The 25,178-nt window shown below is 70.9% G+C and carries 25 protein-coding genes; 10 read left to right on the top strand and 15 right to left on the bottom strand.

All coding sequences use genetic code 11. From position 1 onward, the window contains the following. Positions 1–164 precede the first annotated feature (164 nt). On the top strand, positions 165–725 hold the full coding sequence (locus ACZ7JA_RS22770; RefSeq protein ID WP_470810032.1) for a GNAT family N-acetyltransferase: 561 nt from the start codon (positions 165–167) through the stop codon (positions 723–725). Positions 726–775: 50 nt separating this feature from the next. On the opposite strand, the gene ACZ7JA_RS22765 is transcribed toward ACZ7JA_RS22770, so the two are convergent. The 7 genes from ACZ7JA_RS22765 to ACZ7JA_RS22735 all read right to left on the bottom strand — a co-directional run bounded on the left by ACZ7JA_RS22765 (position 776) and on the right by ACZ7JA_RS22735 (position 8,333). Beyond that, positions 776–2,290, bottom strand: coding sequence for a P-loop NTPase family protein (locus ACZ7JA_RS22765; RefSeq protein ID WP_470810030.1), 1,515 nt, complete (start codon positions 2,288–2,290; stop codon positions 776–778). A gap of 12 nt (positions 2,291–2,302) precedes the next feature. Continuing rightward, a complete protein-coding gene (locus tag ACZ7JA_RS22760; RefSeq protein ID WP_351666187.1) occupies positions 2,303–3,715 on the bottom strand; it encodes an ATP-binding protein in 1,413 nt (470 codons plus the stop codon). 14 nt (positions 3,716–3,729) lie between these two features. After that, positions 3,730–5,268, bottom strand: coding sequence for an SCO6880 family protein (locus tag ACZ7JA_RS22755; protein WP_389303616.1), 1,539 nt, complete (start codon positions 5,266–5,268; stop codon positions 3,730–3,732). A 14-nt stretch (positions 5,269–5,282) separates the two neighbouring features. After that, positions 5,283–6,617 carry a hypothetical protein gene (locus ACZ7JA_RS22750; RefSeq protein ID WP_470810028.1) on the bottom strand — a complete coding sequence of 445 codons (1,335 nt, stop codon included), beginning with the start codon at positions 6,615–6,617 and terminating at the stop codon, positions 5,283–5,285. Continuing rightward, positions 6,607–7,425 carry a DUF8175 domain-containg protein gene (locus ACZ7JA_RS22745; protein WP_351666183.1) on the bottom strand — a complete coding sequence of 273 codons (819 nt, stop codon included), beginning with the start codon at positions 7,423–7,425 and terminating at the stop codon, positions 6,607–6,609. The genes ACZ7JA_RS22750 and ACZ7JA_RS22745 overlap by 11 nt, the downstream gene beginning before the upstream one ends. A 168-nt stretch (positions 7,426–7,593) precedes the next feature. Further along, positions 7,594–7,902, bottom strand: a complete 309-nt coding sequence (locus ACZ7JA_RS22740) for a hypothetical protein (RefSeq protein WP_014673544.1) — start codon at positions 7,900–7,902, stop codon at positions 7,594–7,596. A gap of 287 nt (positions 7,903–8,189) precedes the next feature. Continuing rightward, positions 8,190–8,333 carry a hypothetical protein gene (locus tag ACZ7JA_RS22735; protein ID WP_389453230.1) on the bottom strand — a complete coding sequence of 48 codons (144 nt, stop codon included), beginning with the start codon at positions 8,331–8,333 and terminating at the stop codon, positions 8,190–8,192. A gap of 386 nt (positions 8,334–8,719) precedes the next feature. Between ACZ7JA_RS22735 and ACZ7JA_RS22730 the strand changes: the two genes are divergently transcribed. From ACZ7JA_RS22730 to ACZ7JA_RS22720, 3 genes are all read left to right on the top strand, one after another. Continuing rightward, positions 8,720–9,508: a trypsin-like serine peptidase gene (locus ACZ7JA_RS22730; protein WP_470810025.1), complete on the top strand. Its 789-nt coding sequence runs from the start codon at positions 8,720–8,722 to the stop codon at positions 9,506–9,508. A 122-nt stretch (positions 9,509–9,630) separates the two neighbouring features. Continuing rightward, positions 9,631–10,632: a C40 family peptidase gene (locus ACZ7JA_RS22725; protein ID WP_351666178.1), complete on the top strand. Its 1,002-nt coding sequence runs from the start codon at positions 9,631–9,633 to the stop codon at positions 10,630–10,632. A gap of 230 nt (positions 10,633–10,862) precedes the next feature. Further along, positions 10,863–11,564 carry a phosphatase PAP2 family protein gene (locus tag ACZ7JA_RS22720; RefSeq protein ID WP_389302842.1) on the top strand — a complete coding sequence of 234 codons (702 nt, stop codon included), beginning with the start codon at positions 10,863–10,865 and terminating at the stop codon, positions 11,562–11,564. Between the two features lie 4 nt (positions 11,565–11,568). Here the strand turns inward: ACZ7JA_RS22720 and ACZ7JA_RS22715 are convergent, their stop codons facing one another. Next, positions 11,569–13,140: an FAD-binding oxidoreductase gene (locus ACZ7JA_RS22715; RefSeq protein WP_351666174.1), complete on the bottom strand. Its 1,572-nt coding sequence runs from the start codon at positions 13,138–13,140 to the stop codon at positions 11,569–11,571. 323 nt (positions 13,141–13,463) lie between these two features. On the opposite strand from ACZ7JA_RS22715, the gene pstS reads away from it, so the two are divergent. The 4 genes from pstS (at position 13,464) to pstB (ending at position 17,636) form a co-directional block, all read left to right on the top strand. Beyond that, positions 13,464–14,591 (top strand): phosphate ABC transporter substrate-binding protein PstS, encoded by a 1,128-nt coding sequence (gene pstS, locus ACZ7JA_RS22710; protein WP_351666172.1) that lies wholly within the window; start codon positions 13,464–13,466, stop codon positions 14,589–14,591. A gap of 136 nt (positions 14,592–14,727) precedes the next feature. Further along, positions 14,728–15,735, top strand: coding sequence for a phosphate ABC transporter permease subunit PstC (gene pstC, locus ACZ7JA_RS22705; protein WP_470810021.1), 1,008 nt, complete (start codon positions 14,728–14,730; stop codon positions 15,733–15,735). After that, positions 15,732–16,793: a phosphate ABC transporter permease PstA gene (gene pstA, locus ACZ7JA_RS22700; protein WP_351666169.1), complete on the top strand. Its 1,062-nt coding sequence runs from the start codon at positions 15,732–15,734 to the stop codon at positions 16,791–16,793. The genes pstC and pstA overlap by 4 nt, the downstream gene beginning before the upstream one ends. A gap of 66 nt (positions 16,794–16,859) precedes the next feature. Further along, the gene (gene pstB / locus ACZ7JA_RS22695) at positions 16,860–17,636 is read left to right on the top strand and encodes a phosphate ABC transporter ATP-binding protein PstB (protein WP_351666167.1); all 777 of its coding nucleotides are present in this window, start codon (positions 16,860–16,862) and stop codon (positions 17,634–17,636) included. A gap of 107 nt (positions 17,637–17,743) precedes the next feature. Here the strand turns inward: pstB and ACZ7JA_RS22690 are convergent, their stop codons facing one another. Continuing rightward, positions 17,744–18,742, bottom strand: coding sequence for an inorganic phosphate transporter (locus ACZ7JA_RS22690; protein WP_351666165.1), 999 nt, complete (start codon positions 18,740–18,742; stop codon positions 17,744–17,746). A 7-nt stretch (positions 18,743–18,749) separates the two neighbouring features. Beyond that, positions 18,750–19,370 (bottom strand): DUF47 domain-containing protein, encoded by a 621-nt coding sequence (locus ACZ7JA_RS22685; RefSeq protein WP_351666163.1) that lies wholly within the window; start codon positions 19,368–19,370, stop codon positions 18,750–18,752. Between the two features lie 207 nt (positions 19,371–19,577). Between ACZ7JA_RS22685 and ACZ7JA_RS22680 the strand changes: the two genes are divergently transcribed. Continuing rightward, entirely contained in the window at positions 19,578–19,883 is a 306-nt protein-coding gene (locus tag ACZ7JA_RS22680; RefSeq protein WP_201832899.1) for a metal-sensitive transcriptional regulator, read from the top strand. A gap of 19 nt (positions 19,884–19,902) precedes the next feature. Here the strand turns inward: ACZ7JA_RS22680 and ACZ7JA_RS22675 are convergent, their stop codons facing one another. Further along, positions 19,903–20,100, bottom strand: coding sequence for a hypothetical protein (locus ACZ7JA_RS22675; protein WP_143630875.1), 198 nt, complete (start codon positions 20,098–20,100; stop codon positions 19,903–19,905). 92 nt (positions 20,101–20,192) lie between these two features. Continuing rightward, a complete protein-coding gene (locus tag ACZ7JA_RS22670) occupies positions 20,193–21,086 on the bottom strand; it encodes an SCO4651 family lipoprotein (RefSeq protein WP_401134624.1) in 894 nt (297 codons plus the stop codon). 101 nt (positions 21,087–21,187) lie between these two features. Between ACZ7JA_RS22670 and ACZ7JA_RS22665 the strand changes: the two genes are divergently transcribed. Further along, positions 21,188–21,361, top strand: coding sequence for a hypothetical protein (locus ACZ7JA_RS22665; protein WP_351666158.1), 174 nt, complete (start codon positions 21,188–21,190; stop codon positions 21,359–21,361). A gap of 51 nt (positions 21,362–21,412) precedes the next feature. On the opposite strand, the gene ACZ7JA_RS22660 is transcribed toward ACZ7JA_RS22665, so the two are convergent. Genes ACZ7JA_RS22660 through ACZ7JA_RS22650 form a run of 3 tightly spaced genes read right to left on the bottom strand, consistent with a single transcriptional unit; the run spans position 21,413 to position 25,170 of the window. Then, entirely contained in the window at positions 21,413–21,814 is a 402-nt protein-coding gene (locus tag ACZ7JA_RS22660; protein ID WP_470810049.1) for an NUDIX hydrolase, read from the bottom strand. A gap of 28 nt (positions 21,815–21,842) precedes the next feature. Further along, positions 21,843–22,958, bottom strand: a complete 1,116-nt coding sequence (locus ACZ7JA_RS22655) for a CHAD domain-containing protein (RefSeq protein WP_470810016.1) — start codon at positions 22,956–22,958, stop codon at positions 21,843–21,845. After that, positions 22,939–25,170, bottom strand: a complete 2,232-nt coding sequence (locus ACZ7JA_RS22650; RefSeq protein ID WP_389302859.1) for an RNA degradosome polyphosphate kinase — start codon at positions 25,168–25,170, stop codon at positions 22,939–22,941. Before ACZ7JA_RS22650 ends, ACZ7JA_RS22655 begins: the two co-directional genes overlap by 20 nt. Positions 25,171–25,178 lie beyond the last annotated feature (8 nt).

Here is a 25,178-nt window from a genome sequence, read left to right as displayed (position 1 = left end):
GGGGACCCTGTGGGAGAGTAGGACGCCGCCGAACAATTATTGGGAAAACCCCCGCATCGAAAGATGCGGGGGTTTTCTGCGTTCCGGACCTTTTCTGAAGGCCGTGACGCCGTCTGCCCCGTATATCGGGTGAGGGCGCCGGCGGACGCCACTACCGTGGCTGCATGACTACCCCGACCAGCGACGACTACGTCGTCCGAGCCATACGCCCCGACGAGTGGGCTGCCGTGAAGCGACTGCGCCTGGACGCCCTGCGGGACCCGGTCGCGCACATCGCCTTCCTGGAGACCTACGAGGACGCCCTGGCCCGCCCGGACTCCTTCTACCAGGAACGGGCGATCGGCTCCGGTGCAGGGTCGTCCACGGCACAGCAGTTCGTCGCCGAGACGCCCGACGGAAACTGGGCCGGCACCGTGACCGTGCTGCTCGAGCAGCCGGGGACGACGGACTGGGCCGGGTACCCGGTCGAGCGGCGTCAGGGCCATGTCGTCGGGGTGTTCGTCCGGCCGGAGCACCGGGGCAACGGACTGATCAAGATGCTGTTCGACGCCGGTGTCTCCTGGGCCTGGCAGCAGAGTGCCGAACGGGTGCGGCTGTTCGTGCACGCGGACAACGCGCGGGCCCAGGGCGCCTACCGCAAGGCCGGGTTCGGGCCGAGCGGGCTGGTCGTGTCGTTCACGAAGGACGAGTCCGAGGAGGAGCTGGAGTTCGTGCTGGAGCGGTGATCGGCCTCGATGCGTCCGTACCCGGGCGTCCGTAGGGCCAGGGACGGGGGTCAGGCCGGCAGGTCCTGGTGCGGCCAGCGGGCCCTTGCCTGTTCGCGGGAGCGGAGCAGGGCGAGGGCGGGCATGCCCTGGTCGGTTCCGGCGGCGAGCAGCCCGGGGAGCTGGGGGATGGGCGCGACGGCCGCGATGTCGTCCAGGACCAGGGTCAGTGGTGGGTCGAGCCGACCGGAGGATGACCGTTCGGCCATGCGCCGGCCGTGCTCGACCACGCTCGAGACGAGAGCCGTCAGGAGGGGCATCGCACCCGGATGGGTCCTGGGGTCCTCGATGGATTCACCGACCACATAAAGCGTGCCCCCTTCGTGGACGAAGGAATCCAGGGCGAGGGCATCGGTTCGGTTCGGGGTGCAGGCTTCCCGGATGTTGACGGTGGAGAGGGCGGACAGCGCCCTGCTGATCAACTCCTGTGCCATGTCGCGTCGTTCCGGATGCGCGGTGAGCGCGGCCTCCAGCTCGCCCGCGGCGCCGGGGGCGGCCTTGGTGTGGGTGCGGAGGGTGCGTACGGCGTCCTGGACCTGGGTGCCCTGCGCCCAGCGGTGGACGTGGCGGACGGTGCGGGACTCCAGCGCGGCGGCGTGCAGATAGCTGCGCAGCAGTGTGGTGGCGGTGTCGGCCACGGCCTGGTCGAGCTTGGCGGTGGGCCGGACGGGGCCGAGCAGGCCCGTGGCCCGGTTCAGCGCCGTTTCCTTGTCCTCGCAGCCGCTGGTGGGGGACCAGTGGAGGCGGGCCGGGGTGTCGCAGAGGTGGGTGGGGTCGTAGAGGTGGACGGGGCCCAGCTTGGTCCTGGCGTCCTTGGTCTCCGCCCAGAGCGCCGGGTCCGAGGTGACCACCAGGGCCGGGCCGGGGGCGTCCTGGACGGCCTGGACGGCGGTGCCGTGCCGGGTCGCCGGCGTGCCGTAACGCACGCCGCGGACGCCGCTCTCGGTGCCGGCCTCCCGGCCGTCCGCCGGGGCGCCGGCACCCACGAGTTTTTCCACAGGCTGTGGAGCGGGATCGGTGCGCGGCACGGGGACCTCGTGCCGCTGCTCGGGCGCCGCCTCGGGAACGGAAGCCGCCACAGGCACTGGTGCGACCGCGGGAACGGGGGCCGAGACGGGTGTGACCGCGGCGGGCGCCGCCCCTCGTTCGGAGGCGCGCCGTGCCTTCTCCGCCCGCCATCTCGCCACCGTGCCCATCACGAACAGGGTGAGGACGAGCAGGATCATCAGCTGGCCGATGAACAGGCCCCAGAACAGGCCCCAGCCGGAGAGCTGTCCGGCCGGGGTGTCCGGCCAGGCGCCGGGCAGGTCGTGGGGCTGCGCGATGAGGTGGCGCATGGCCGGGGCCGTGCGGGTGAACGTCACGCCGGCCGGCCAGGCGCCGTGGGTGAACAGGGCCGCCAGGCCGGTGGCCGTCCACACCAGCACGGTCATGCCGAGGAGGAAGGCGAGTATGCCGATCAGCAGCCCGTCGGGGATTCCGCCCTGACCCTCCCGGTGGGTGTCACGGCGATCGTCCGGTCTCACTCCTGCCCTCCCCTACGCCACCGTCGATTCCGAGTCGCCCAGGTGCTGCTCCACGAAGGCGGCCGCCCGCTGCTCGGCCTCCAGTTCGGCGGCGCGCAGGGCGTCGTCGGCCGCCCGGTCGCTGGAGGACTCGGTCATCGCGCGGTCGGTGAAGACCAGCGGGCGTTCGGTCTCCGTGACGAGGTGCTTGACCACCTGGACGTTGCCGTTGACGTCCCAGACGGCGATGCCCGGGGTGAGGGAGGGGATGATCTCGACCGCCCAGCGGGGCAGACCGAGGACCCGGCCCGTCGCTCTCGCCTCGTCGGCCTTCTGGGCGTAGATGGTCCTGGTCGACGCCATCTTCAGGATGGCCGCCGCCTCCTTCGCCGCCGCGCCGTCCACCACGTCGGACAGGTGGTGGACCACCGCCACGAAGGACAGGCCGAGCCGCCGCCCGAACTTCAGCAGCCGCTGGAAGAGCTGCGCCACGAACGGGCTGTTGATGATGTGCCAGGCCTCTTCCACGAGGAAGATGCGCTTCTTGCGGTCGGGGCGGATCCAGGTGTGCTCCAGCCACACGCCGACGATCGCCATCAGGATGGGCATGGCGATGGAGTTGCGGTCGATGTGGGACAGGTCGAACACGATCAGCGGGGCGTCCAGGTCGATGCCGACCGTGGTCGGGCCGTCGAACATGCCCCGCAGGTCACCGTCGACCAGCCGGTCCAGGACCAGAGCGACGTCCAGGCCCCAGGCCCGTACGTCGTCTATGGCGACGTTCATCGCCTCCGCGGACTCCGGCTCCGGATGCCGCAGTTGCTCCACGATGTCGGTGAGGACGGGCTGGCGGTCGAGGATGGACTCGTTGACGAAGGAGTGGGCGACCTTGAGGGCGAAGCCGGAGCGCTCGTCCAGGCCGTGCCCCATCGCGACCTCGATGATGGTGCGGAGCAGCGCGAGCTGGCCCGTCGTGGTGATCGAGGGGTCCAGGGGGTTCAGCCGGATGCCGTGGTTGAGGGCCGCGGTCGGGTCCAGGCGGATGGGAGTTATCCCCAGCTCCTCCGCGATCAGGTTCCACTCGCCGACGCCGTCCTCGCCCTGGGCGTCCAGGACGACGACCTGGCGGTCCTTGAAGCGGAGCTGCCTGAGGACGTAGGTCTTCTCCAGGGCCGACTTGCCGTTGCCGGACTCGCCGAGCACGAGCCAGTGGGGGGCCGGCAGCTGCTGGCCGTAGAGCTGGAAGGGGTCGTAGATGTAGCCCTTGCCGGAGTACACCTCGCGGCCGATGATGACGCCCGAGTCACCGAGGCCGGGGGCGGCGGTGGGCAGGTAGACCGCCTGGGCCTGGCCCGTGGAGGTGCGCACCGGCAGCCGGGTCGTCTCGACCTTCCCGAACAGGAAGGACGTGAAGGCTTCCGTGAGGACGGACAGCGGATCCCGCATCAGCGCATCAGCCCCTACCTTCGAATGCCGGTGGCGAAGGGAAGTGTGTTCACGAAGGCCCGGTGGTGCTCGCGGTCGCACCACTCCAGCTTCAGGTACGACTTTCCCGCGGAGGCCCTTATGGTCCGCTTGTCGCGGTTGAGGGCCTCCGGGGACCGGGCGGAGACGGTGATGTAGCCGACCAGGTTGACGCCGGCCGCGCCGCTGGCCAGGTCCTCTCCGCGCTGGTCCAGACGGTTGTGGGCGGCGATGTCGCGCGGGTCGACGGTGCGGTTCATCTTGGCGGCCCGGGAGGCCTCGGCCTCGTCGTTGGTCTTCTCGGTCAGCATGCGTTCGATGGCTACCTCGGTGGGTTCGAGATCCATCGTCACGGCGACCGTTCGGATGACGTCCGGGGTGTGGACGAGCAGGGGCGCGAGGAAGTTGACGCCGACGGGGGTCATCGGCCACTCCTTCACCCAGGCGGTGGCGTGGCACCAGGGGGCGCGGGTGGCGGACTCGCGGGTCTTGGCCTGGAGGTAGGTGGGCTCCATGGCGTCCAGTTCGGCCGGCCAGGCGTTGCGCTGGGTCATCGCCTGGATGTGGTCGATGGGGTGGTCCGGGTCGTACATGGAGTGGATGAGGGAGGCGAGTCTGCCCTGCCCGAGGGGCTGGCGGACGCGGATGTCGGCCTCCTGCAGCCGGGAGCAGATGTCGGTCAGCTCGCGGGCCATGACGACGGCGAGTCCGGCGTCCCGGTCGACCTTGCCGCCGCGCGCGCGGACGGCCCGGGCCATGGCGTGCGCCTCGGCGGCCAGTTCGCGGCCGTAGTGCATGCAGGCGACGAGGTAGGCGCGGTGCTGCTCGCTGCTGGTGGACACCATGGACTGGAGCTGGTCGTAGGACCGGGACAGCCATTCGGGGGCCTTGTCGTCCCCGCGCAGCGTGACGTCCTTGGCGTGGGCGTCGGGGTCGGCGGGCAGGGTGCGGGCGAGCATCTGGAGCCGGGTGACGAAGCCGTCGCCGTTGGCCACGTGCTTGAGCAGTGTGCCGAAGCGGTCGACGAGGGCCTCCTGGTCCTCGGAGTCGCGCAGGCCGACGCCGGGGCCCTCGATCTCGATGGCGGCGGTGACGGTCTTGCGGTCGGCGTGCAGCAGTACGGCGATCTCGTCGGGCCCGAACGGCGCGGCGAGCCAGGTGATCCGTCCGATGCCGGGCGGCGGTCCGATCTCGACCTCCCGCCCGTCCAACCGGGTGCCGGCCTCGACCACGCCGGAGCGGTAGGTGGCGCCGCGCTTGACGGTGCGCTTGTACGAGCGGTTGATCTCGAACCACTTGTAGAAGGTGCGGCGCTTGTACGGCACGTAGACCGCGGCGAGCGCGAGCAGCGGGAAGCCGGTCAGCAGCACGATCCGCAGGGACAGGACGGGGACGAGGAGGCCGCACATCATGCCGAGGAACGCGCCGGCGACGATCAGCGCGATCTCGCCGGACTCGCGGTTCCGGCCGATGATCGCGTTCGGCCGGGCGCGGCCGATCAGATACGTACGGCGGGGCGTGACCGGATGGGACATGTGGGACTCGGTCGTCAACGCCCTTCACCTCCTGAGCGGTTGCTGCTGCTGTTGCGTGTGCTGCCGGCGTGCGGGGTGTTGACCGGGCTGGGCGCGCGCGGTGCGGGCGCGGCGGAGGGGACTGCTCCGCCGCCCTGTCCGGTACGGCCGCTGTGGGCGGCGACGCCGCCGGAGGCGGGGTTGGCGGGGCGGGCGCCGGTGGAGCCGCCGCCGCCCGAGCCGTTGTTGTCGGCGCGGGTGCTGTGCGTCTTGATGCCCTGGGCGACGAGGGTCGCCGGGGAGCTGATCACCGCGGCGGCCTTGCCCTCGGCGCCCTGCATGATGCGGTTGCTGCGGGAGCCGGCGATCTCGTCGCCGAAGCCGGGGACGAAGCGGTAGATCATCGCGCTGGCGAAGATGGCGAGCAGGATGATGGCGAGCCCGGAGACGACGGCGGAGAACGCGTCGGGGCCGTTGTCGCCGGCCAGCGCGCCGGCGAGGCCTAGCACGATGACGATGACGGGCTTGACCAGGATGACGGCGATCATGATCCCGGCCCAGCGCCGTACGTGGCCCCAAAGGTTCTTGTCGACGAGGCCGGCGTAGACGACGGTGCCGAGCAGGGCGCCGACGTAGAGCAGGGCGGCGCGGATGACGAGCTCGAGCCAGAGGATGCCGGCGGCGAGGATGCTGACCAGGGAGACGACGATCAGCATGATCGGTCCGCCGCCGATGTCGTCGCCCTTGTCGAGGGCGCCGGAGAAGGTGCCGAAGAAGGTGTCGGTCTGGTCGCCGGTGGCCTTGGCGAGGACGTCCGTGACGCCGTCGGCCGCGGAGACGACGGTGTAGAGGATCAGCGGCGTGAAGGCGGAGGCGAGCACCGTCAGCCACAGGAAGCCGACGGCCTCCGAGATGGCGGTGGTCAGCGGCACGCCGCGCACCGCCCGCTTGGCGACGGCCAGCAGCCACAGCAGCAGCGTGAGGATCGTGGAGGCGGCGAAGACGACGGCGTACTGCTGCAGGAACTTGGTGTTGGTGAAGTCGACGTTGGCGGTCTCCTTCACGGCGTCACTGAGCTTGCCGATGGTCCACGACGCGGCGTCCGCACAGCCCTTGCCGAGGGAGGAGAGGGGGTCGAGGGTGGAGGTGAGGGGGTTGTCGGGGGTGGTGAGGCCTTTTTTGGAGCCGCCGCTGTCCTTTTCGCAGAACTGCTTGGCAGCTCCGTGGATCAGGTCGCAGGCGTTGTTGCTCTTCGTCGGCGTGGGCGTGGGTGAGGGCGCGGCGAAGGCGCGGGTCGCCATGAGGACCGCTGCCGTTTGCACGGCCGTGACGGCGGCGGCCAGGGTGAGTACGCGGCGGTTAGCGCGCATAGGTGAACCCTCCGTACTCGTCGACGGCCTTGGAGATGTCTTCCGAGCTGGAGGCCTTGTCGTCGCCGGGGACGGGCGCCGGGCCTTCCTGCTGGGAGTGCGTGATGATCTTCCAGTCTCCGGCGGTCCACTCGAGTTTCATCGTGATGGTGAACCAGCTGTTGGTGACCGGGTTGGTGGACTTGTCGCCGGCGAGGCCGAGGAGCCCGCTGCACCAGACCTCGACCGTGGCGGCGTCTCCGGTCGCCTCGGTGACCTTCGTGCCGATCGGGTTCGTTCGCGAGACGAACGTGTAGCCCTTGGGTGCCGTGCCGTCCGCGTAGAGCCCGAGACTCTGACTGAAGTCGGGCGTGTACGCCTTGTCCATCGCGGACTTCGAGCTCGTGACCGCGGAAGGGGTCATGATGGCCTGCAGGATGGAGTCACGCTCGTTCTTGTTGAACATCTCCGCCGACCCCAGCGCCACCGCATAGTTCGCGGCAGCGCTCTGCGCCCCCTGCTCCGTGTGGGCGAAGCCGGAGGGGATGTTGGCGGACTTCGTGTCGACCGGCTTCGTGCCGCTCGCCGCCGTGGACGCGGCCTTCGGGCGGTCCCCCTTGTCGGCGGAGCCGTCGGTCGAGGAACCGTCCCCCCGGTTCGCGAAGGCGATCGCCGCGATGAGGAGGACCACCACGCCGACGACCGTGACCAGGCCCCGGGAGGAGGAGCGGCCCGTTCTGCGGGGCGCGCCGCCGTACGGGTCGCCGCCGGGCAGGCGGGTACGGGTCTGGCCCGTCTCGGTGTAACCCTGCTCGTCTCCGGGACTCATGCCGGGTAGGCCCCCTCCACGTCGTGTGCGTACGACGGTAGCCGTGCTGGTTCCCGCGCGGGCGCGGTGTGGTGACTCGACATCAGGGAAACGCAACCTCAGCCGGTGGGCACGACGGGTGGGTGGGGTGGAGGGGGCGACCGGGCCGGCCCGGCGGTGGAGGGGGTGTCAGACCGCCATGCCGTACACGATCGTGAACAGTGTGCCGAGCGATCCGATGATGAACACCCCGGTGAGCCCGGCGATGATGAGGCCCTTGCCCTGTTCCGCGCTGAAGGTGTCCCGCAGGGCCGTCGCGCCGATCCGCTGTTTGGCCGCACCCCAGACCGCGATGCCCAGGCAGAGCAGGATGGCCACGGCCATGACCACCTCGATCATCACCTTGGCCTCGTTGCCCAGGCTGCCGAAGGGGCCCCAGTCCGGAGCGATCCCGCCGATGATGGTGTTGATGTCTCCCTTGTCGGCCGCAAAGAGCATGTAAGTCACCGCCCCTGGTGGGTAGTTCCGCAAGCCCCCTGCGGTGTGCAGAGGTCACGTCCATTCTCGCCGACAACGCCCCGGTCGTATGTCGACTTGACGTCATTGGCTCGCGGGTTTTGCACGGATGACCCGTACCGTCACTCTGTGTATCACGGCAGGTCACGCCGGGCAACGACGCCGGAGCGGAACCTGTCGCGTGGTTCCGTCGTTGACCCCTTCTACGACCCCGCACGGTTCCTGACGGCTGGTCGGGTGAGGCGTCGATACGATGTTCTCACGCCGGGTCAGCCGACCTTGATGCGCTGGTCCATTCCGAGCTGTTTGTGGTTGTCGACCGGGCAGTAGAGGTCGTACGTGCCCTTCTTGAGGTGCACCGTCAGGGTGCCCTGTCGGCCGCTCCGGAGGTCGCCGGTCCTGGCGTCCTTCACGCCGGGGCCGCCGATGGACTCGCGGGGTGGGCCGCCGTCGTGCCGCTCGCCCGGCCGCCGCTCCCGCCGGAGCAGGCCGCGAGGACGAGTGCGGCCGCGCAGGCCGCCGCTGTGGCGCCGAGTCGCTCGAGGGACCGGTGTGCCGGAAGTGTCTGCCGCTCATCCCCTTCCGTACCCGGGATACGGGCGGGTGCGCACCAGGGTTTGCCGGGGGCGCCGGCCGGGGCGGTGGTGACCGGGGGTGACGACTCGGGAGGCGGGAGTGGCGGCGGGACAGTACGGTTGACGCGATCGCGGAGTACCTCGATCCCTCAGGGAGGTCCCGGGTAAGTGGCTCGGTGTGGTCAAGACGGCTTTCTCGGCTCGTGGCGGAGAGTGGGGGCCTGATGAAGCGCATCTGTCGCACCGCGCGCCGCCCGGTCCCCTCGCGGCCCGCGCTCCTCGGGGCTGTGGTGCTGCTCGCGCTGACCTCCCCGTCCGTGGCCGCCGCCGGCGACGGGCCCGGCGCCTACGGGGTCACGGTCACGGCCGGGGCGACGGTGGAGGCCGTCCGGGTGGGCGCCCTGTTCGGGGCGGACCAGGTCGGCAGGCCGGCCGGGGGCCACTTCTGCACCGCCTCGGTGGTGCACAGCCCGCGGCGCGATCTGATCGTCACCGCGGCCCACTGCCTGGGCGGCGTCGAGGGCGAGCTGGTGTTCGCGCCGGGGTACCGGGACGGCGAGGCGCCGTACGGGGTGTGGAAGGTGCGGCAGAGGTTCGTGCCCGACAGGTGGGCGAACGGCGAGAGCGAGGACAGCGACGTGGCCTTCGCCCGCCTGGAGGCGGTGGGCGGCAAGGAGATCGAGGACGTGGTCGGGGCCAACCGGTTCACCGCCGGGACGCCCACCGGCGCCGCCGCCGTGACGGTCCTCGGCTACCCGGACTCCCGCGAGACGCCGATCAGCTGCACCACCAGGCCCAGCCCGCGCGGCCGCACCCAACAGCGCGTCCGGTGTCCCGACTTCGCGTCCGGCACCAGCGGCAGTCCGTGGGTCGACGGCGACGGGCGGGTGGTCGGGGTGCTCGGCGGCCATGAGAAGGGCGGCGACACGGCCGACGTCTCGTACAGCGTGGTGCTGCGCGGCGAGGCGGCCGGGCTGTACCGGGACGCCACGGCGGCCGTCGCCGGTCCCTGAGGGCGCGTCAGCCGTATCCGCGGGCTTCCACGCGTCGCCGTTCCGCGCCGTTCCGCTGTGAAATGACGCCACTTCAGGCGGATCAGGACTGGAACCGGTCCGGTATGGGGGAGAGTTGGACCGTGCGGAAGGTATGGGTGTTCGGTGGGGCGGCGGTCGGGCTCGGCATGGGCTTCGTCATGCTGCTCGTCGTGGGGGTGTACGTCGTCGCCGGGAACCTCGTCAACGGGGTGACCTCGGGCAGCCGGGGACTCGCCAAGGGCGCCGTGCCGGCCGCCTACAAGCAACTGGTGCAGCAGTGGGGCAACCTGTGCCCCGCGCTGACTCCGGCGCTGCTCGCCGCCCAGCTCTACCAGGAGAGCGGCTGGAACCCGACCGTCGTCAGTCCGGCGGACGCGCGCGGCATCGCCCAGTTCATCCCGAGCACCTGGGCGACCCACGGCATCGACGGCAACGGCGACGGCAAGCGCGACATCTGGGACCCGAATGACGCGATTCCGTCGGCCGCGTCGTACGACTGCGAACTCGCCAAGTACGTCAAGGACGTTCCCGGGAACGTCTCCGACAACATGCTCGCCGCCTACAACGCGGGCGCCTACCGCGTCATAAGGTCGGGCGGGGTGCCGGCCATCAGCGAGACGCAGAACTACGTCAAGCGCATCCGCAGCCTGGAGGAGAGCTTCGCCGCGCCGGTCACCCGGCTCGACCCGAGCCGGCAGGCCGCGGGCGCCATCGCCTTCGCCCAGAGCAAGCTCGGCACGCCCTACCTCTGGGGCGGCAACGGCACCGCCGACCAGGGAGGACGCTTCGACTGCTCGGGTCTGACCAAGGCCGCGTACGAGAAGGTCGGCATCACCCTGCCCCGGGTCGCCAACGACCAGTACAACGCCGGTCCGCACCCCTCGCGGGACGAGTTGATGCCGGGCGATCTGGTCTTCTTCTCCGACGACCTCGCCGACTCGCGGGCCATCCGGCACGTGGGTATCTACGTCGGCGGCGGGTACATGATCGACGCGCCGCGGACGGGCGCCGTGATCCGGTTCGACCCGGTCGACACCCCCGACTACTTCGGCGCCACCCGCGTGACCGAAGATGGCGCAAAAGCACTCCCCACCCACGTGTGAACCGAGCGTGAACCTGCCCCCTGAGCTGCGGAGATGAGTCTCTCTTCGATAACGTCTGCGTGATCATTCGGTGGAGAGCGGAACGTATTGATGGGGACCGTGCGTTCCTGTTGACGTAGCCGAGCGGACGTCAGTGCGGCAGTGCAGCGGATGCGGATCTACGAACCACGGGGAGCCGGAGCGACGCACACGAGGTGCGTCCGGGACTACGACGAAGGGGCCGCAGCACCATGGCTGTACTCGCCGAATCCGGATCGAACCCCGACGTCGGCCTGCTGTACGACATCAATGGCCTGGCCAAGGACGCGCCGCACTGGTTCGACCGGGTCATGGAGTTCGTGGGTGAGTACGGGCTGCTGGTCGCCATGGTGCTGCTCGTGCTGTGGTGCTGGTGGTCCGTCCGGCGGCGGGGCGGCGAGGACGCGGCGCCCTCCGTCGCGGCGCTGGTGTGGGCCCCGCTGGCGGCCGGCATCGCGGTCCTGGTGAACGTGCCGATACGGGGGTTCGTCGAGCGGCCCCGGCCCTTCGTGGACCATCAGGGCCTGGACGTGCTGGTCTCCGGGAAGACGGACTTCTCGTTCGTCAGCGACCACGCGACGATCACGATGGCGCTGGGCGTAGGGCTGTTCGTGGCCAACCGCCGCTTCGGCCTGGCCGGCATCGGCTTGGCGCTGCTGGAGGGTTTCTGCCGGGTCTACATGGGCGTGCACTACCCGACGGACGTCGTCGGCGGATTCGCCCTGGGCACGGCGGTCGCGCTGCTGCTGTCGCCGCCGGCCATGGCGCTGCTGACGCCGCTGGCGAAGGCGGTCGAGCGGTCGCCGCGGGCGGGGTGGCTGGTGCGCAGCCGGTCCGCGGGGGAGCAGAGGAACGCCCTGCTCCCCGGTTCCCGCGACTCGCTGAAGTCCGAGGAACGGGATCTCGCGGCCTGAGCGGCTACAGCCCCTGCGCGTAGGAGAAGAACCTCTCCGGGTCGTACTGCTTCTTCACGGCGCTCAGCCGCGTCGCGGCGTCCCCGTAGTAGGCCTTGCGCCAGTTCGTCAGGGTGGGGTCCGTGTAGTTCTGGTAGGCCGCGCCGGAGGCGTGGGGCGCCATCGCCCGGTGGGCCGACGTCAGCCACGACTGCGCCGTGCCGCCCGAGGCGCCCGCGCCCCAGGAGGCGATGTACTGCGCCAGCATCCGGGAGCGGCGGTGGACGAAGGCCGTCGCCGTGGGGGAGACCCGGTTGACCGCGCCGCCGAGCGCGGTGAACGCGATGCTGCCCGCGCCGCCGCGGACGGAGCCGATCTGCCTGAGCAGGGTCTGGATGCCCGCGGCGGACAGGGAGCGGTCGAAGAAGTCGGAGCGGGCCGCGTAGGTCTCCCGGCCCAGCCTGCCCTGGGAGGAGCGGCCGGGGGTCGAGCCGGGCAGGTGGCACTGGGCGTCGGAGGAGAAGGAGGAGCAGCCGGCGTAGATCTCCATGGCCTCCTCGTAGCCCCGGCGGCGCAGCGAGACGGAGGAGGCGTTCGCGCCGGCCTTGTGGGCGAGGCGGTCCACGGCGTTCTGCAGCTCGCCGTAGGTGCCCAGGGAGAAGCAGGCCACCGAGACGGTCGGGGTCCGGCCCGGTGAGCAGGCCAGGTGCAGGGAGGACCAGATCTCGTCCGGCTGGGCCGGGCCCCACTCCTGCCAGGCCTTGACCACCGCCGCCGCCTTGGACCAGGGCCACGTCAGGTACGCCGTCACCGCCTGCGGCGCCGGATGGGTCCTGAACTGCAGCTCGGTGACGACGCCGAAGTTGCCGTTGCCCGCGCCGCGCAGCGCCCAGAACAGGTCGGAGTGGTGGTTCGCGTCGGCCGTGACCTGGGTGCCGTCGGCGGTGACGAGCGTGGCCCGGGTGAGGCTGTCGCAGGTCAGGCCGTACGCGCGGGAGGCGACGCCGTGGCCGCCGCCGAGGACGAGGCCGGAGACGCCGACGGTGGGGCAGGAGCCGGCGGGTATGGTCACGCCCTTCGCGGCGAGCCCGCGGTAGACGTCGATCAGTTTGGAGCCGGCGCCGACGACCGCCTGGCCGCCGCTCACCCGGATCCGGTTCAGCCGGGAGACGTCGAGGACGAGCCGGCCGTCGCCGGAGGAGTAGCCGGCGTAGGAGTGTCCGCCGTTGCGTATCGACACGCGTATGCCGTGGGCCTTGGCGTACGCCAGCGTCGTGCGGATGTCGGCGGTGTGCGAGACGTAGGCCACGGCGGCGGGTTTCAGCCCGTCGAAGCGGGTGTTGTAGAGCTGGTGGGCCGTCGTCCAGCTCGCGTCGCCGGGGCGCACCAGGGTGCCGTCGAGGTCGCGGGCGAGGGCCGCCCAGTTCGCGGCGGCGGCCTGGCTGGTGGTCTTCAGTGCGGTACCCGACGATGAGAGGGACCGTGCCGATGACCGCGCCGAGGATCGCGCGGAGGCGTCCGTGCCGGAGCTGCAGCCCGCCAGCGCGGTGGTGACCAGCGCGGCCGTGCCGCCCGTGATGAACGTACGCCGTTCCATGTCCGTCGCCCTTCCTCGGCTCTCCTGGAACGAGACGACGCCATGCGCACACGGGTTCCCGTCGCACGAGGAAGAGCACCGAATACGTGTCCGCGCGACACGGACGTCGGAACCTCCACGTGCTCTCCCCGTGAGCATTCCGTGACCTCACCGGGCCGACGGCAGGGGTTCACCCCTCGTTCACTTCCGGCCATCGGCGGCTTCACCTGTTCTGCCTAATTTCGGCCTTACGCGGTGCTCGGGGCGGCCATGAACGCGCTCACGCACCTTCGATGACTTCGCACGCCGCCCCCTGCGGCGGCTCCTGGAAGGAACTCCCGAAAGTGAAGCTTCAGCGCAAGAACCGGCTCCGCGCCCTCTCGCTCGGTGCTGTCGCCGTCTCCGGCGCCCTGGCCCTGACGGCGTGCGGCTCCGACGACACGGGCAAGAAGACGACGGACGGTTCTTCGTCGTCGACCAGCGCCAGCTCCATCAAGTGCGACGGCGCCAAGGGCCAGCTCCTCGCCGACGGCTCCTCCGCGCAGAAGAACGCGATCGACGCCTGGGTGAAGAGCTTCTCGCAGGCCTGCGGCGTGCAGATCAACTACAAGGGCGGCGGCTCGGGCGCCGGTGTCACGGCGTTCACGCAGGGCCAGGTGGCCTTCGCCGGCTCCGACTCCGCGCTGAAGCCGGAAGAGGTCACCGCCTCCAAGAAGGTCTGCTCCGGCGGCCAGGGCATCGACCTCCCGATGGTCGGCGGCCCGATCGCCCTCGGTTACAACGTCCCGGGTGTGGACAACCTGGTCCTGGACGCGCCGACCCTCGCCAAGATCTTCGACAGCAAGATCACCAACTGGAACGACCCGGCGATCAAGAAGCTGAACCCCTCGGCGAAGCTCCCCGACCTCAAGATCCAGCCGTTCCACCGCTCGGACGAGTCCGGCACCACGGACAACTTCACCAAGTACCTGATCGCCACCACCCCGGGCAACTGGAAGTACTCCGGCGGCAAGGCCTGGCAGGCCAAGGGCGGCCAGTCCGCTCCGCAGTCCGCGGGCGTGGCCCAGCAGGTGAAGCAGACCTCCGGCGCCATCGGCTACTTCGAGCTGTCCTACGTCTCGGACGGCATCAAGGCCGTCTCCATCGACACGGGCGCCAGCAAGCCGGTCGCGCCGAGCACCGAGAGCGCCACCGCCGACATCGCGGCCGCCAAGGTCGTCGGCACCGGCAAGGACCTGTCGCTGCAGCTCGACTACAAGACCAAGGCCGAGGGTGCCTACCCGATCACCCTGGTCACGTACGAGATCGTCTGCGACAAGGGCAACAAGGCCGACAGCCTGCCCGCCACCAAGGCGTTCCTGCGCTACATCGCGAGCGAGGACGGCCAGAAGGTCCTCTCGGGCATCGACTACGCGCCCGTCCCCGCCGAGATCATCGCGAAGGTCCGCACCACCATCGAGGGCCTGAGCTGACCTGAGTGCGGTCCGGCCCCCCGCGGGGCCGGGCCGCACCGTCCGGTGCACCGCCGCCCGGAGCCGCACCGCCCCGCCGGGGCGTACGGCTCCACCGAGCCGCCCGTCGAGGCGGCTCCGCAGACCGGAGAACCCGATGGACATATCGACGAAGCCAACCGACGCACTTCCCCCAAGTCCCGAGCCGACCCTGACCGAGCAGGCGCGCAGCGCCCGTGGCGCGACCCGCCCCGGTGACCGCGTCTTCCTCGGCCTGTCCCGAGGCTCGGGCATCCTGCTGCTGGTGATCATGGCCGCGATCGCGGTCTTCCTCACCTACCGCGCCTCGCTCGCGATCAGCAAGGACCACGGCAACTTCCTGACCACCTTCGAGTGGAACACCAACCTCACCCCGCCGGTGTTCGGCATCGCGGTGCTGGCCTTCGGCACGGTCGTCTCCTCGGTCGTCGCCATGGTCATCGCGGTCCCGATCTCGGTGGCCATCGCGCTGTTCATCACGCACTACGCGCCGCGCAGGCTGGCCGGCCCGGTCGCGTACGTGATCGACCTGCTCGCCGCCGTGCCGTCCATCGTGTACGGCCTGTGGGGCGCGCTGGTCCTCGTGCCGCACATGACCGGCCTCTACGGCTGGCTGGACAAGTACCTCGGCTGGACCGGCGTCTTCGACTGGCAGGGCGGCGCCCCGCGGTCGATGCTCACCGTCGGCCTGCTGCTCGCGATCATGATCCTGCCGATCATCACCAACGTGAGCCGTGAGGTCTTCCGGCAGGTCCCGCAGATGCACGAGGAGGCCGCGCTGGCCCTCGGCGCCACGCGCTGGGAGGTCATCCGCATGGCGGTGCTGCCCTTCGGCCGCTCCGGCGTGATCTCCGCCTCGATGCTCGGCCTCGGCCGCGCCCTCGGCGAGACGATGGCCGTCGCCACCGTGCTCTCCCCGACCTTCGACATCCAGGCCAGCCTGCTCGACCCGGGCGGCGGCACCTTCGCCCAGAACATCGCCAGCAAGTTCAGCGAGGCGACGCAGGACGGCCGTGACGCGCTGATCGCCTCCGGTCTGGTCCTGTTCGTCATCACCCTGCTGGTCAACGGTGCGGCCCGCGCGATCATCGCCCGCCGCAAGGAGTACTCGGGGGCCAACGCATGAGCACCGCCAGCCTCGCCGACAAGCGCGCCGGTTCGTTGCGCGGCGCGAGCCTGCCCAAGTGGTCCCCCTGGGCCATCGCCGCCGGATCCCTGGTGGTCGCGGTGGGCATCGGCCTCGCCGCCGGCCTGGACAGCAAGGTCCAGTGGGGCCTGATCGCCGCGATCCTGTTCGTCCTCGGCACGTTCGGCATCGCCGCCCGCGTCGAGGGCCGCCGCCAGGCGAAGGACCGTGTCGCGACCTCGCTCGTCTGGGTCGCCTTCCTGCTCGCCGTCGTCCCGCTGGTCTCCCTGATCTGGGTGACCGTGGCGCGCGGAGTGAAGGTCCTCGACGTCTACTTCCTGACCCACTCCATGGGGGTCGTCGCCGACTCCGAGCCGGGCGGCGGCATCTACGCCGCCATCATCGGCAGCCTGGAGCAGGTCGGCCTCGCCACCCTGATCGGCGCGCCGATCGGCATCCTCACCGCGATCTACCTGGTGGAGTACGGGCGCGGCAGGCTCGCCAAGGCCGTCACGTTCTTCGTCGACGTGATGACCGGCATCCCCTCGATCGTCGCGGGCCTGTTCATCCTCAGCCTGATGCTGATCTTCGAGATGCAGCCCTTCGGCTTCGCCGGCTCGCTCGCGCTGGCCATCCTGATGATGCCCGTCGTGGTCCGCTCCACCGAGGAGATGCTCAAGCTCGTACCGAACGAGCTGCGCGAGGCGTCGCTGGCGCTGGGCGTGCCGAAGTGGCGCACCATCCTGAAGGTGGTCCTGCCGACCTCGCTCGGCGGCATCACCACCGGCGTCATGCTCGCCGTCGCCCGTATCGCGGGCGAGACCGCGCCGGTGCTGCTGCTGGTGTTCGGCAACCCGTTCATCAACAACAACCCCTTCGAGGGCGCGCAGGCGTCGCTGCCGCTGTACATCTACCAGCAGTACTCGCAGAGCGCGGGCGCCAACGCGGCGTACGACCGCGCGTGGGCGGCCTCGCTGACGCTGATCGCCTTCGTGATGATCCTCAACATGGTGGCCCGCGGCATCGCCCGCTGGAAGGCCCCGAAGACCGGTCGCTGAGGCATCGAGATGGCGGCTACCGCCGCATGGCGACCCCCCAAGCGACTGACTGGAAGTGAAGTGGTTATGGCCAAGCGAATCGACGTGAGCGGACTGACCGCTTACTACGGCTCCCACAAGGCGATCGAGGACATCTCGATGACGGTCGAGCCGCGCTCGGTGACGGCGTTCATCGGGCCGTCCGGCTGCGGCAAGTCGACGTTCCTGCGCACGCTGAACCGGATGCACGAGGTGACCTCCGGCGGCCGTGTCGAGGGCAAGGTGCTGCTGGACGACGAGGACCTGTACGGCGCCGGGATCGACCCGGTGTCGGTGCGGCGCGAGGTCGGCATGGTGTTCCAGCGGCCGAACCCGTTCCCGACCATGTCGATCTTCGACAACGTGGCGGCGGGCCTGCGGCTGAACGGCAGCTACCGCAAGTCCGAGCTGGGCGACATCGTGGAGAAGTCGCTGAAGGGCGCGAACCTCTGGAACGAGGTCAAGGACCGGCTGAACAAGCCCGGCTCCGGCCTGTCCGGCGGTCAGCAGCAGCGGCTGTGCATCGCCCGGGCGATCGCCGTGGAGCCGAAGGTGCTGCTGATGGACGAGCCGTGCTCGGCCCTGGACCCGATCTCCACGCTCGCCATCGAGGACCTCATCGGTGAGCTGAAGGAGCGCTTCACGATCGTCATCGTGACGCACAACATGCAGCAGGCGGCCCGTGTGTCGGACCGTACGGCGTTCTTCAACCTGGCGGCGGTCGGCCAGCCCGGGCGGCTGATCGAGATCGACGACACCGAGCGGATCTTCTCCAACCCGTCGGTGCAGGCCACGGAGGACTACATCTCCGGGCGCTTCGGATAACCCCAGATCCCCTCGCGGTGCTGCATGGCGGTGCCACCGCGAGGACGCAGAAGGGCCCGCCCCCGGAGTTCCGGGGGCGGGCCCGTTCGCGTTCTGCGTGCCGCCGGCTACAGGACGGTCAGGTTCACCAGCCCGAAGGCCGCGGCGGCGACCAGGGCCGCGGCCGGCATCGTGATGAACCAGCCCAGGACGATGTTCTTCGCCACGCCCCAGCGCACCGCGTTCACCCGCTTCGTCGCGCCCACGCCCATGATCGCCGAGGTGATGACATGGGTGGTGGAGATCGGCGCCTTGAAGATGAACGCCGTGGTGAACATGATCGACGCGCCCGTCGCCTCGGCCGCGAACCCCTGCGGGGGGTCGAGCTCGATGATCTTGCGGCCCAGGGTGCGCATGATCCGCCAGCCGCCGGCGTACGTGCCCAGGGACAGCATCACGGCGCAGACGATCTTGACCCAGACCGGGATCGGGTCGCCGAAGGTCTCGTGGCCCGAGATGACCAGGGCCAGCACCACGACACCCATGGTCTTCTGGGCGTCCTGCAGACCGTGCCCGAGTGCCATGGCGGCCGCCGACACCGTCTGCGCTATGCGGAAGCCCCGCTTGGCCTTGTGCGGGTTGGAGCGGCGGAACAGCCACATGATGGCCGTCATCACCAGGTAGCCGACGATCAGGCCGACGACCGGCGACAGGAACATCGGGATGACGACCTTGTCCAGGACGCCGTTCCAGAGCACCTCGGTGCCGCCCGCGAGCGCCGCGCCCACCATGCCGCCGAACAGGGCGTGGGATGACGACGAGGGCAGGCCGAAGTACCAGGTCAGCAGGTTCCAGACGATGGCGCCGATCAGCGCCGCGAAGAGGATGGCCATCCCCTTCGAGCCCTGCGGCGTCTCGATCAGGCCCTCGCTGACGGTCTTGGCGACCCCGGAGCCCAGGAAGGCGCCGGCGAGGTTCATCACCGCGGCCATGGCGAGCGCCGCCCGCGGGGTCAGCGCCCGCGTCGACACCGAGGTCGCGATCGCGTTCGCGGAGTCGTGGAAGCCGTTCGTGTACGTGAAGAAGAGCGCGACCGCTACGGTCACGATCAGGGCGAAGGTGTCCATCGACGCCTCAGGACTCCTTGACGGCGATGGTCTCCACCGTGTTCGCCACGTGCTCGAACGCGTCCGCCGCCTCCTCGAGCACGTCCACGATCTGCTTCAGCTTGAGGACCTCGATGGCGTCGTACTTGCCGTTGAAGAGGTGCGCCAGCAGCTTGCGGTGGATCTGGTCGGCCTGGTTCTCGAGCCGGTTGACCTCGATCCAGTACTCGGTGAGGTTGTCCATGGTGCGGAGGTTCGGCATCGCCTCCGCGGTCAGCTCGGCCGCCCTGGCCAGCACCTCGATCTGCTGCTCGACGCCCTTCGGCAGCTCCTCGACGTTGTAGAGGACGACCAGGTCGACGGCCTCCTCCATGAAGTCCATGATGTCGTCCAGGGACCCGGCGAGGGTGTAGATGTCCTCACGGTCGAAGGGCGTGATGAAGGAGGAGTTCAGCTGGTGGAAGATCGCGTGCGTGGCGTCGTCACCTGCGTGTTCCGCGGCCCGCATACGCTCTGCGATCTCGGCCCGGGCGGAAGCGTCCGCCCCGAGCAGTTCCATCAGGAGCTTCGAGCCGGTGACGATGTTGTCCGCGGATGCGGCGAACATGTCGTAGAAGCTCGTCTCCCTGGGGGTCAGACGAAAGCGCACTTGGGGTCCTCTAGGTGCTTCGGTTTCGGTCAGGCTGATGCTAGGCGCAACATCCGGCCACGGCTATCGGGCCGTCTCCCAGTGTCGCCCATCGTTCGGAACGATCAGCACGGGGGCGTCCCCAGGGGCCCTCTACCCCGCGAAATTCGTTACCATATACCCAGTAGGGGTATGTATCCGCAGCTCGTCCCGACATGGAGGCCCGTGATGACGACGACCGAGGCCGGCGCCACGCACGGTTACCACAAGCAGAAGGACGAGCACCTCAAGCGGCTGCGCCGCATCGAGGGCCAGATCCGCGGCCTGCAGCGCATGGTGGAGGAGGACACGTACTGCATCGACATACTCACCCAGGTGTCGGCTTCCACCAAGGCCCTGCAGTCCTTCGCCCTGCAACTGCTGGAGGAACACCTGCGGCACTGCGTGGCGGACGCGGCCCTCAAGGGCGGGGACGAGATCGAGGCCAAGGTGGACGAGGCGACGAAGGCGATCGGCCGGCTGCTGCGCACCTGATCCGGGCCCGCCGCCGGGGTCAGCGCCGGTCCCGGCCCCGGGGGCGATCGGCGGGTTTCCGCTCCTCGGCCACCCGCAGCACCTCGTCGATGCTCTCCAGGCTCAGCCGGTCCTCGGCGGCCGAGGCGGCGATGATCAGTTCCCCGCACAGTTCGATCTCGGCGAGGGCCACGTGGTCCTGAACTGCCGTACCGCCGAGCGGAGCCACGTGCGTCACCTCGTCTCTGCCGTCACCGGCTTCCTAGAGTAGGCAGCGCTCCACACACCGCGCATGGCACGGACGGGCTAGTTCGACAGGCGCGTCACTGACTAGTGCCCTGACTGGATCTCGCCCCCGGCGCCGGTCTCCCGGCCGGCCGCGCTCTCGGCGACGCGGCCCGCGTAGATGTCCCCGGGGCTCGGCAGCCGCACGTCGACGGGGGTGCCGAACCCGGACAGCAGCGTGGTCGAGGCGACCGCCACCGGAGTCTTCTCGCGCCCGTTGACGAAGCTGAAGCGCTGGCGCAGCTTGCGGATGCGGCCCTGGTCGTCGAGGTAGGCGTCGAACGGCACGTCCGCCGTGGCGAACCCCTTCGCCGCCGCGGCCAGCGACGCCCGGTTGTCCGCCGAGGCGCCCGCCGACGCGCGGGACAGGTCCGCCGTGCCCCGGTAGTGCCGCACCGGGGTCCCGCCGACCTCGGTCCGCCCCAGGTACGTGGCCGTGCGCGTGCCCCGCAGCACCTCCGCCGCCGCGTACGGGTCGGTGGCGCCGCCGGTCACCAGGTTGCCGTCGGACAGGCCGGCGGTCTCCACCCGTACCCACTTGTCCGCCGGCACGCCCGCGCCCCGGTTCTTCATGAACAGGGCGCCCGGTGCGAGGAGCTCGGTGATGGGCCGGTGCTCGGGGGTGCCCGCCGGGTCGTCCGGCAGCACCACGGTGAGCTGCCCGAGCCGGCGTCTGAAGTCGTAGCCGCCCTGGCCGCGGATGGTGACCCGGGTGCCGCCGGTCGCCATCTCCATGGACGTGGCCGCCCTGGAACTGCCCGCCTCGCGCAGGGTGTCGGCGGCCCGCCGCAGCACGGCCACCGGATCACCGCCCGCGCCGTGCGCGCCCTCGGCGGCGGCCCGGTCACCGGTGCACCCGGTGGCGGCCGCCCCTAGCCCGAGCATGACTCCCACCGCGAGGGCGGTCCTTCCCGCGCGCCTGTACTGCCGCCGATCCATCGCGTGAAACCCCCAGCCGGTAGGTCCGTCACGGGCCCCCTGTCTTCCCGGGTTAACGACCGGTAGGGAGCACCGTCACGCGCTGCCGTACCGTTGTCACCGTGGTGCAGCAGGACGGGCCGGGGCGAGCCCGGCAGGGGCAGGAACACCTCACGACGACGACCGAGCAGGGCCGCTTCTGCGTGGCCCGCTGCAGCTGCGGCTGGCGCGGCCCGGCCCGCCGTGCCCGCAGCCTCGCCAGAGCGGACGCGGAGGCGCACACGGAGCCGGCGTGAAGCGGACCTCCCCGGTGCGCGGCCGTGGGCAGGGCGCACCCCGGGCGGGGGTCAGCGGTGTTCGAGGCGGCGGGTGAGGGCCTCGACGAGGTCGCGGTCGCGGGGCTGGGCCAGCCGGAGGCGGGCTTCGGCGGGGGAGAGCCACAGGATGCGGTCCACCTCGTCGTTCGGGGCGAAGGCTCCCGCGGTGGCCTCGGCCGCCCAGTAACGCACCCGTTTGGGACGGCCGTTGGCCAGGTAGCTCAGGGTCGGCAGCTCGGAGCCGGGCTCCGCCGTGTACCCGGTCTCCTCCGCGACCTCGCGCAGGGCGCCCGCGAGCGCGTCCTCGCCCCGCTTCAGCTTGCCCTTCGGGTGGGACCAGTCGTCGTACTTGGGCCGGTGGACCAGGCAGAGCTCCAGGCCGCCGGCGGCCGGCGAGCGGCGCCACAGGACGCAGCCCGCCGCCTCGACCATGGTGTTCACACCGCCTCCTCGCGTGGGTTCAGGACGCGCCGACCGTCTGCTTCTGCCAGGCCTGCTGGAAGGCGAACCGGGCCGCCTCCACCTCGTGCCGCTGGTCGGCGTGGAGCACGCCCAGCGCGTACGCCGTGGCCGGGGCGATCCGGGGGGTGCGGGCCGCCTGGGCCGCCGCCGCGGCGGCCTCCGAGGCGTCCCGGTGCCGGTTCAGCGCCTGGCCCGCCGTCAGCAGCGTCACGTCGACGGGGGAGTTGCCGCCGTGCAGCACCTCGCGGGCGTAGCGGTGCAGGCGCAGCAGCAGGCGGACCTGGTGCCAGGGGCCGTCCTGGGGGTGCGGGGACGGGTCCGGGGACAGGCCGTGGACGAGGGCCTCCGCGTTGTAGGGGTGGCCTGCTGTGAGCAGCGGCAGGGCGGTGACGGCCTGGGTGAGGCGTTCCTCGGCCGCCGCGGCGAGGGGGTGCAGCGCGGCGCCGGGCGCGTGGGGGGTGAGCGGGACCTCGCTCGCCAGTAAGGCCACCTTGTCGGCGACCGCGTGGAAGCGGGAGGAGCCGAGGGCCTGCAGGGCGGTGGAGTGGGCCCGGGTCCGGGCGAGGGTGAGCTGGCGTTCCAGCAGGGCCCCCGCCTTGGCCGCGCCGACCGTCAGACTGCCCCGTTCCGGGGCGGACGCCGGCCGGGCGGTCCCGCCCGGCCCGGGCGGACCCGCGTCCGCCGGGACGAGCGCCACCCCGGCGGACAGGGTGCCGAAGGCCACCGCGGCCACGGGCCGGGGCGGCAGCGCCGCGGTGCCCGAGAGCCGGTTCAGGGCCTGCAGCAGCCGTTCCAGACGGGCCTCGTAGGCGTGCTCCAGTTTCAGGGTGCCCGACAGCCAGGCCAGTTCCGGGCGCAGCTCCTCGGACCAGTCCGGGTCGAGCAGCGGCCGGAAGGTGTGCAGGCTGGCGCTGATGCGGCGGGCCGAGCGGCGCAGCAGCAGCGCCGCGTCGACGGACTCCTCCGCGCCGCCCGCGGTCGTGCCGCCGGTCTCCCGGTGCGTGCGCAGCGCGCGGAGGAACTCCGTGGCCCGGGCGCGGAGGTAGCCCGCGAGGGCGTCCCCGGTCACCGCCTGGGCCGTGGGGTCCGTCGGGTCAGGGTGTTGCTGTGCCACGCCGGCGCCTCCGGGCGTCTATGAGCATCTCCTGGACGTTGCGCAGGGGCTGTCCGTCGGCGTCGGTCGCGTGCCGGGTCCACTCGCCGTCGGGGCCGAGGTGCCAGGAGGCGGTGGTGTCGGACATGCCGGTGTCGAGCAGCCGGTTCAGGGCCGCCCGGTGGCCGGGGTCGGTGACCCGGACCAGGGCCTCGATGCGCCGGTCGAGGTTGCGGTGCATCATGTCGGCGCTGCCGATCCACACCTCGGGCTCGCCGCCGTTGCCGAAGCCGAACACCCGGGAGTGCTCGAGGAAGCGGCCGAGGATGGAGCGGACCCGGATGTTCTCCGACAGGCCCGCGACGCCGGGGCGGACGGCGCAGATGCCCCGCACCCACACGTCCACCGGGACGCCGGCCTGGGAGGCGCGGTACAGCGCGTCGATGACCGCCTCGTCGACCATCGAGTTGACCTTGATGCGCACGAAGGCGGGGCGGCCGGCCCGGTGGTGCTGGGCCTCCTTTTCGATGCGCGCTATCAGGCCGTCGCGCAGCGACTTGGGGGCGACCAGGAGGCGGCGGTAGGTCTCCCGGCGGGAGTAGCCGGACAGCCGGTTGAAGAGGTCGGAGAGGTCCGCGCCGACCTGCGGGTCGGCGGTGAGCAGGCCGAGGTCCTCGTACAGCCGGGCCGTCTTCGGGTGGTAGTTGCCGGTGCCGACGTGGCTGTAGCGGCGGAGGGTCTCGCCCTCCTGACGGACCACCAGGGAGAGCTTGCAGTGGGTCTTGAGGCCGACCAGGCCGTAGACCACGTGGCAACCGGCCTCCTCCAGCTTGCGCGCCCACTTGATGTTGGCGTGCTCGTCGAAGCGGGCCTTGATCTCGACTAGGACGAGGACCTGCTTGCCGGACTCGGCGGCGTCGATGAGCGCGTCGACTATCGGGGAGTCGCCGGAGGTGCGGTACAGGGTCTGCTTGATCGCCAGCACGTCCGGGTCGCCGGCCGCCTGCTCCAGGAAGGCCTGCACGGAGGTGGAGAAGGAGTCGTACGGGTGGTGCAGCAGCACGTCACGGGTGCGCAGGGCGGCGAAGATGTCCGGCGCGGAGGCGGACTCCACCTCGGCCAGGTCGCGGTTGGTGCCCGCGACGAACTTCGGGTACTTCAGCTCCGGCCGGTCGAGGCTGTGGATGCGGAAGAGACCGGTGAGGTCCAGGGGGCCGGGCAGCGGGTACACCTCGGCCTCGGTGATCTTCAGCTCGCGGACCAGCAGGTCCAGCACCTCGCGGTCGATGGACTCCTCGACCTCCAGGCGCACCGGCGGCCCGAAGCGGCGCCGCATGAGCTCCTTCTCCAGGGCCTGGAGCAGGTTCTCGGCGTCGTCCTCCTCGACCTCGAGGTCCTCGTTGCGGGTGAGCCGGAAGGCGTGGTGCTCCAGCACCTCCATGCCCGGGAACAGCTCCTCCAGGTGCGCGGCGATGACGTCCTCGAGCGGGACGTAGCGGCCCGGGGCGGCCTCCAGGAAGCGGGACAGCAGCGGCGGCACCTTCACGCGGGCGAAGTGCTTGTTGCCGCTGACCGGGTTGCGCACGATGACGGCCAGGTTCAGGGACAGGCCGGAGATGTACGGGAAGGGGTGCGCGGGGTCGACGGCCAGCGGGGTGAGCACGGGGAAGATCTGGTGCCGGAAGAGCGTGAAGAGGCGTGCCTGCTCCTTCTCGGCCAGCTCGTTCCACCGGACCAGGTGGATGCCCTCGTCGGCGAGCGCGGGGGCCACGTCCTCGTGGTAGCAGGCGGCGTGCCTGGCCATCAGCTCGCGCGAGCGGGCCCAGATCATCTCCAGCACCTCGCGCGGCTGGAGGCCGGACGCGGAGCGGGTGGCGACACCGGTGGCGATGCGGCGCTTCAGGCCCGCCACCCGGACCATGAAGAACTCGTCCAGGTTGCTGGCGAAGATCGCCAGGAAGTTGGCGCGCTCCAGCAGGGGGGTGTTCGGGTCCTCGGCCAGTTCGAGGACGCGTTCGTTGAAGGCGAGCCAGCTTCGCTCCCGGTCCAGGAAACGACCCTGGGGCAGCGGCGCCCCGTCGTTCGGCGCCTCTTCGTAGGCGTCGAGGTCGGCGTCGAGGTCGGGTTCCAGGTCGGAAACGGTCGCGGCGACCGTATGGGACCGGTGCGCGGCGATGGAGCCCACGGAGGGCTGCGTGTGCTGGGCCTCTGCCTGGGTGTCTTGCTGACTCATGACACCAT

Source organism: Streptomyces sp. NPDC038135, assembly GCF_055601245.1.
The sequence above is the reverse complement of the archived record's forward strand: the minus strand, read 5'-3'. Positions and strand labels throughout refer to the sequence as shown.

Excerpts from the sequence above, each read along its gene's own strand:
- ACZ7JA_RS22770 (WP_470810032.1), top strand. The coding sequence starts at position 165 with ATGACTACCCCGACCAGCGACGACTACGTCGTCCGAGCCATACGCCCC.
- ACZ7JA_RS22760 (WP_351666187.1), bottom strand. The coding sequence starts at position 3,715 with ATGCGGGATCCGCTGTCCGTCCTCACGGAAGCCTTCACGTCCTTCCTG.
- ACZ7JA_RS22755 (WP_389303616.1), bottom strand. The coding sequence starts at position 5,268 with ATGTCCCATCCGGTCACGCCCCGCCGTACGTATCTGATCGGCCGCGCC.
- ACZ7JA_RS22750 (WP_470810028.1), bottom strand. The coding sequence starts at position 6,617 with ATGCGCGCTAACCGCCGCGTACTCACCCTGGCCGCCGCCGTCACGGCC.
- ACZ7JA_RS22745 (WP_351666183.1), bottom strand. The coding sequence starts at position 7,425 with ATGAGTCCCGGAGACGAGCAGGGTTACACCGAGACGGGCCAGACCCGT.
- ACZ7JA_RS22740 (WP_014673544.1), bottom strand. The coding sequence starts at position 7,902 with ATGCTCTTTGCGGCCGACAAGGGAGACATCAACACCATCATCGGCGGG.
- ACZ7JA_RS22730 (WP_470810025.1), top strand. The coding sequence starts at position 8,720 with ATGAAGCGCATCTGTCGCACCGCGCGCCGCCCGGTCCCCTCGCGGCCC.
- ACZ7JA_RS22720 (WP_389302842.1), top strand. The coding sequence starts at position 10,863 with ATGGCTGTACTCGCCGAATCCGGATCGAACCCCGACGTCGGCCTGCTG.
- ACZ7JA_RS22715 (WP_351666174.1), bottom strand. The coding sequence starts at position 13,140 with ATGGAACGGCGTACGTTCATCACGGGCGGCACGGCCGCGCTGGTCACC.
- pstC (WP_470810021.1), top strand. The coding sequence starts at position 14,728 with ATGGACATATCGACGAAGCCAACCGACGCACTTCCCCCAAGTCCCGAG.
- pstA (WP_351666169.1), top strand. The coding sequence starts at position 15,732 with ATGAGCACCGCCAGCCTCGCCGACAAGCGCGCCGGTTCGTTGCGCGGC.
- pstB (WP_351666167.1), top strand. The coding sequence starts at position 16,860 with ATGGCCAAGCGAATCGACGTGAGCGGACTGACCGCTTACTACGGCTCC.
- ACZ7JA_RS22690 (WP_351666165.1), bottom strand. The coding sequence starts at position 18,742 with ATGGACACCTTCGCCCTGATCGTGACCGTAGCGGTCGCGCTCTTCTTC.
- ACZ7JA_RS22680 (WP_201832899.1), top strand. The coding sequence starts at position 19,578 with ATGACGACGACCGAGGCCGGCGCCACGCACGGTTACCACAAGCAGAAG.
- ACZ7JA_RS22670 (WP_401134624.1), bottom strand. The coding sequence starts at position 21,086 with ATGGATCGGCGGCAGTACAGGCGCGCGGGAAGGACCGCCCTCGCGGTG.
- ACZ7JA_RS22660 (WP_470810049.1), bottom strand. The coding sequence starts at position 21,814 with ATGGTCGAGGCGGCGGGCTGCGTCCTGTGGCGCCGCTCGCCGGCCGCC.
- ACZ7JA_RS22650 (WP_389302859.1), bottom strand. The coding sequence starts at position 25,170 with ATGAGTCAGCAAGACACCCAGGCAGAGGCCCAGCACACGCAGCCCTCC.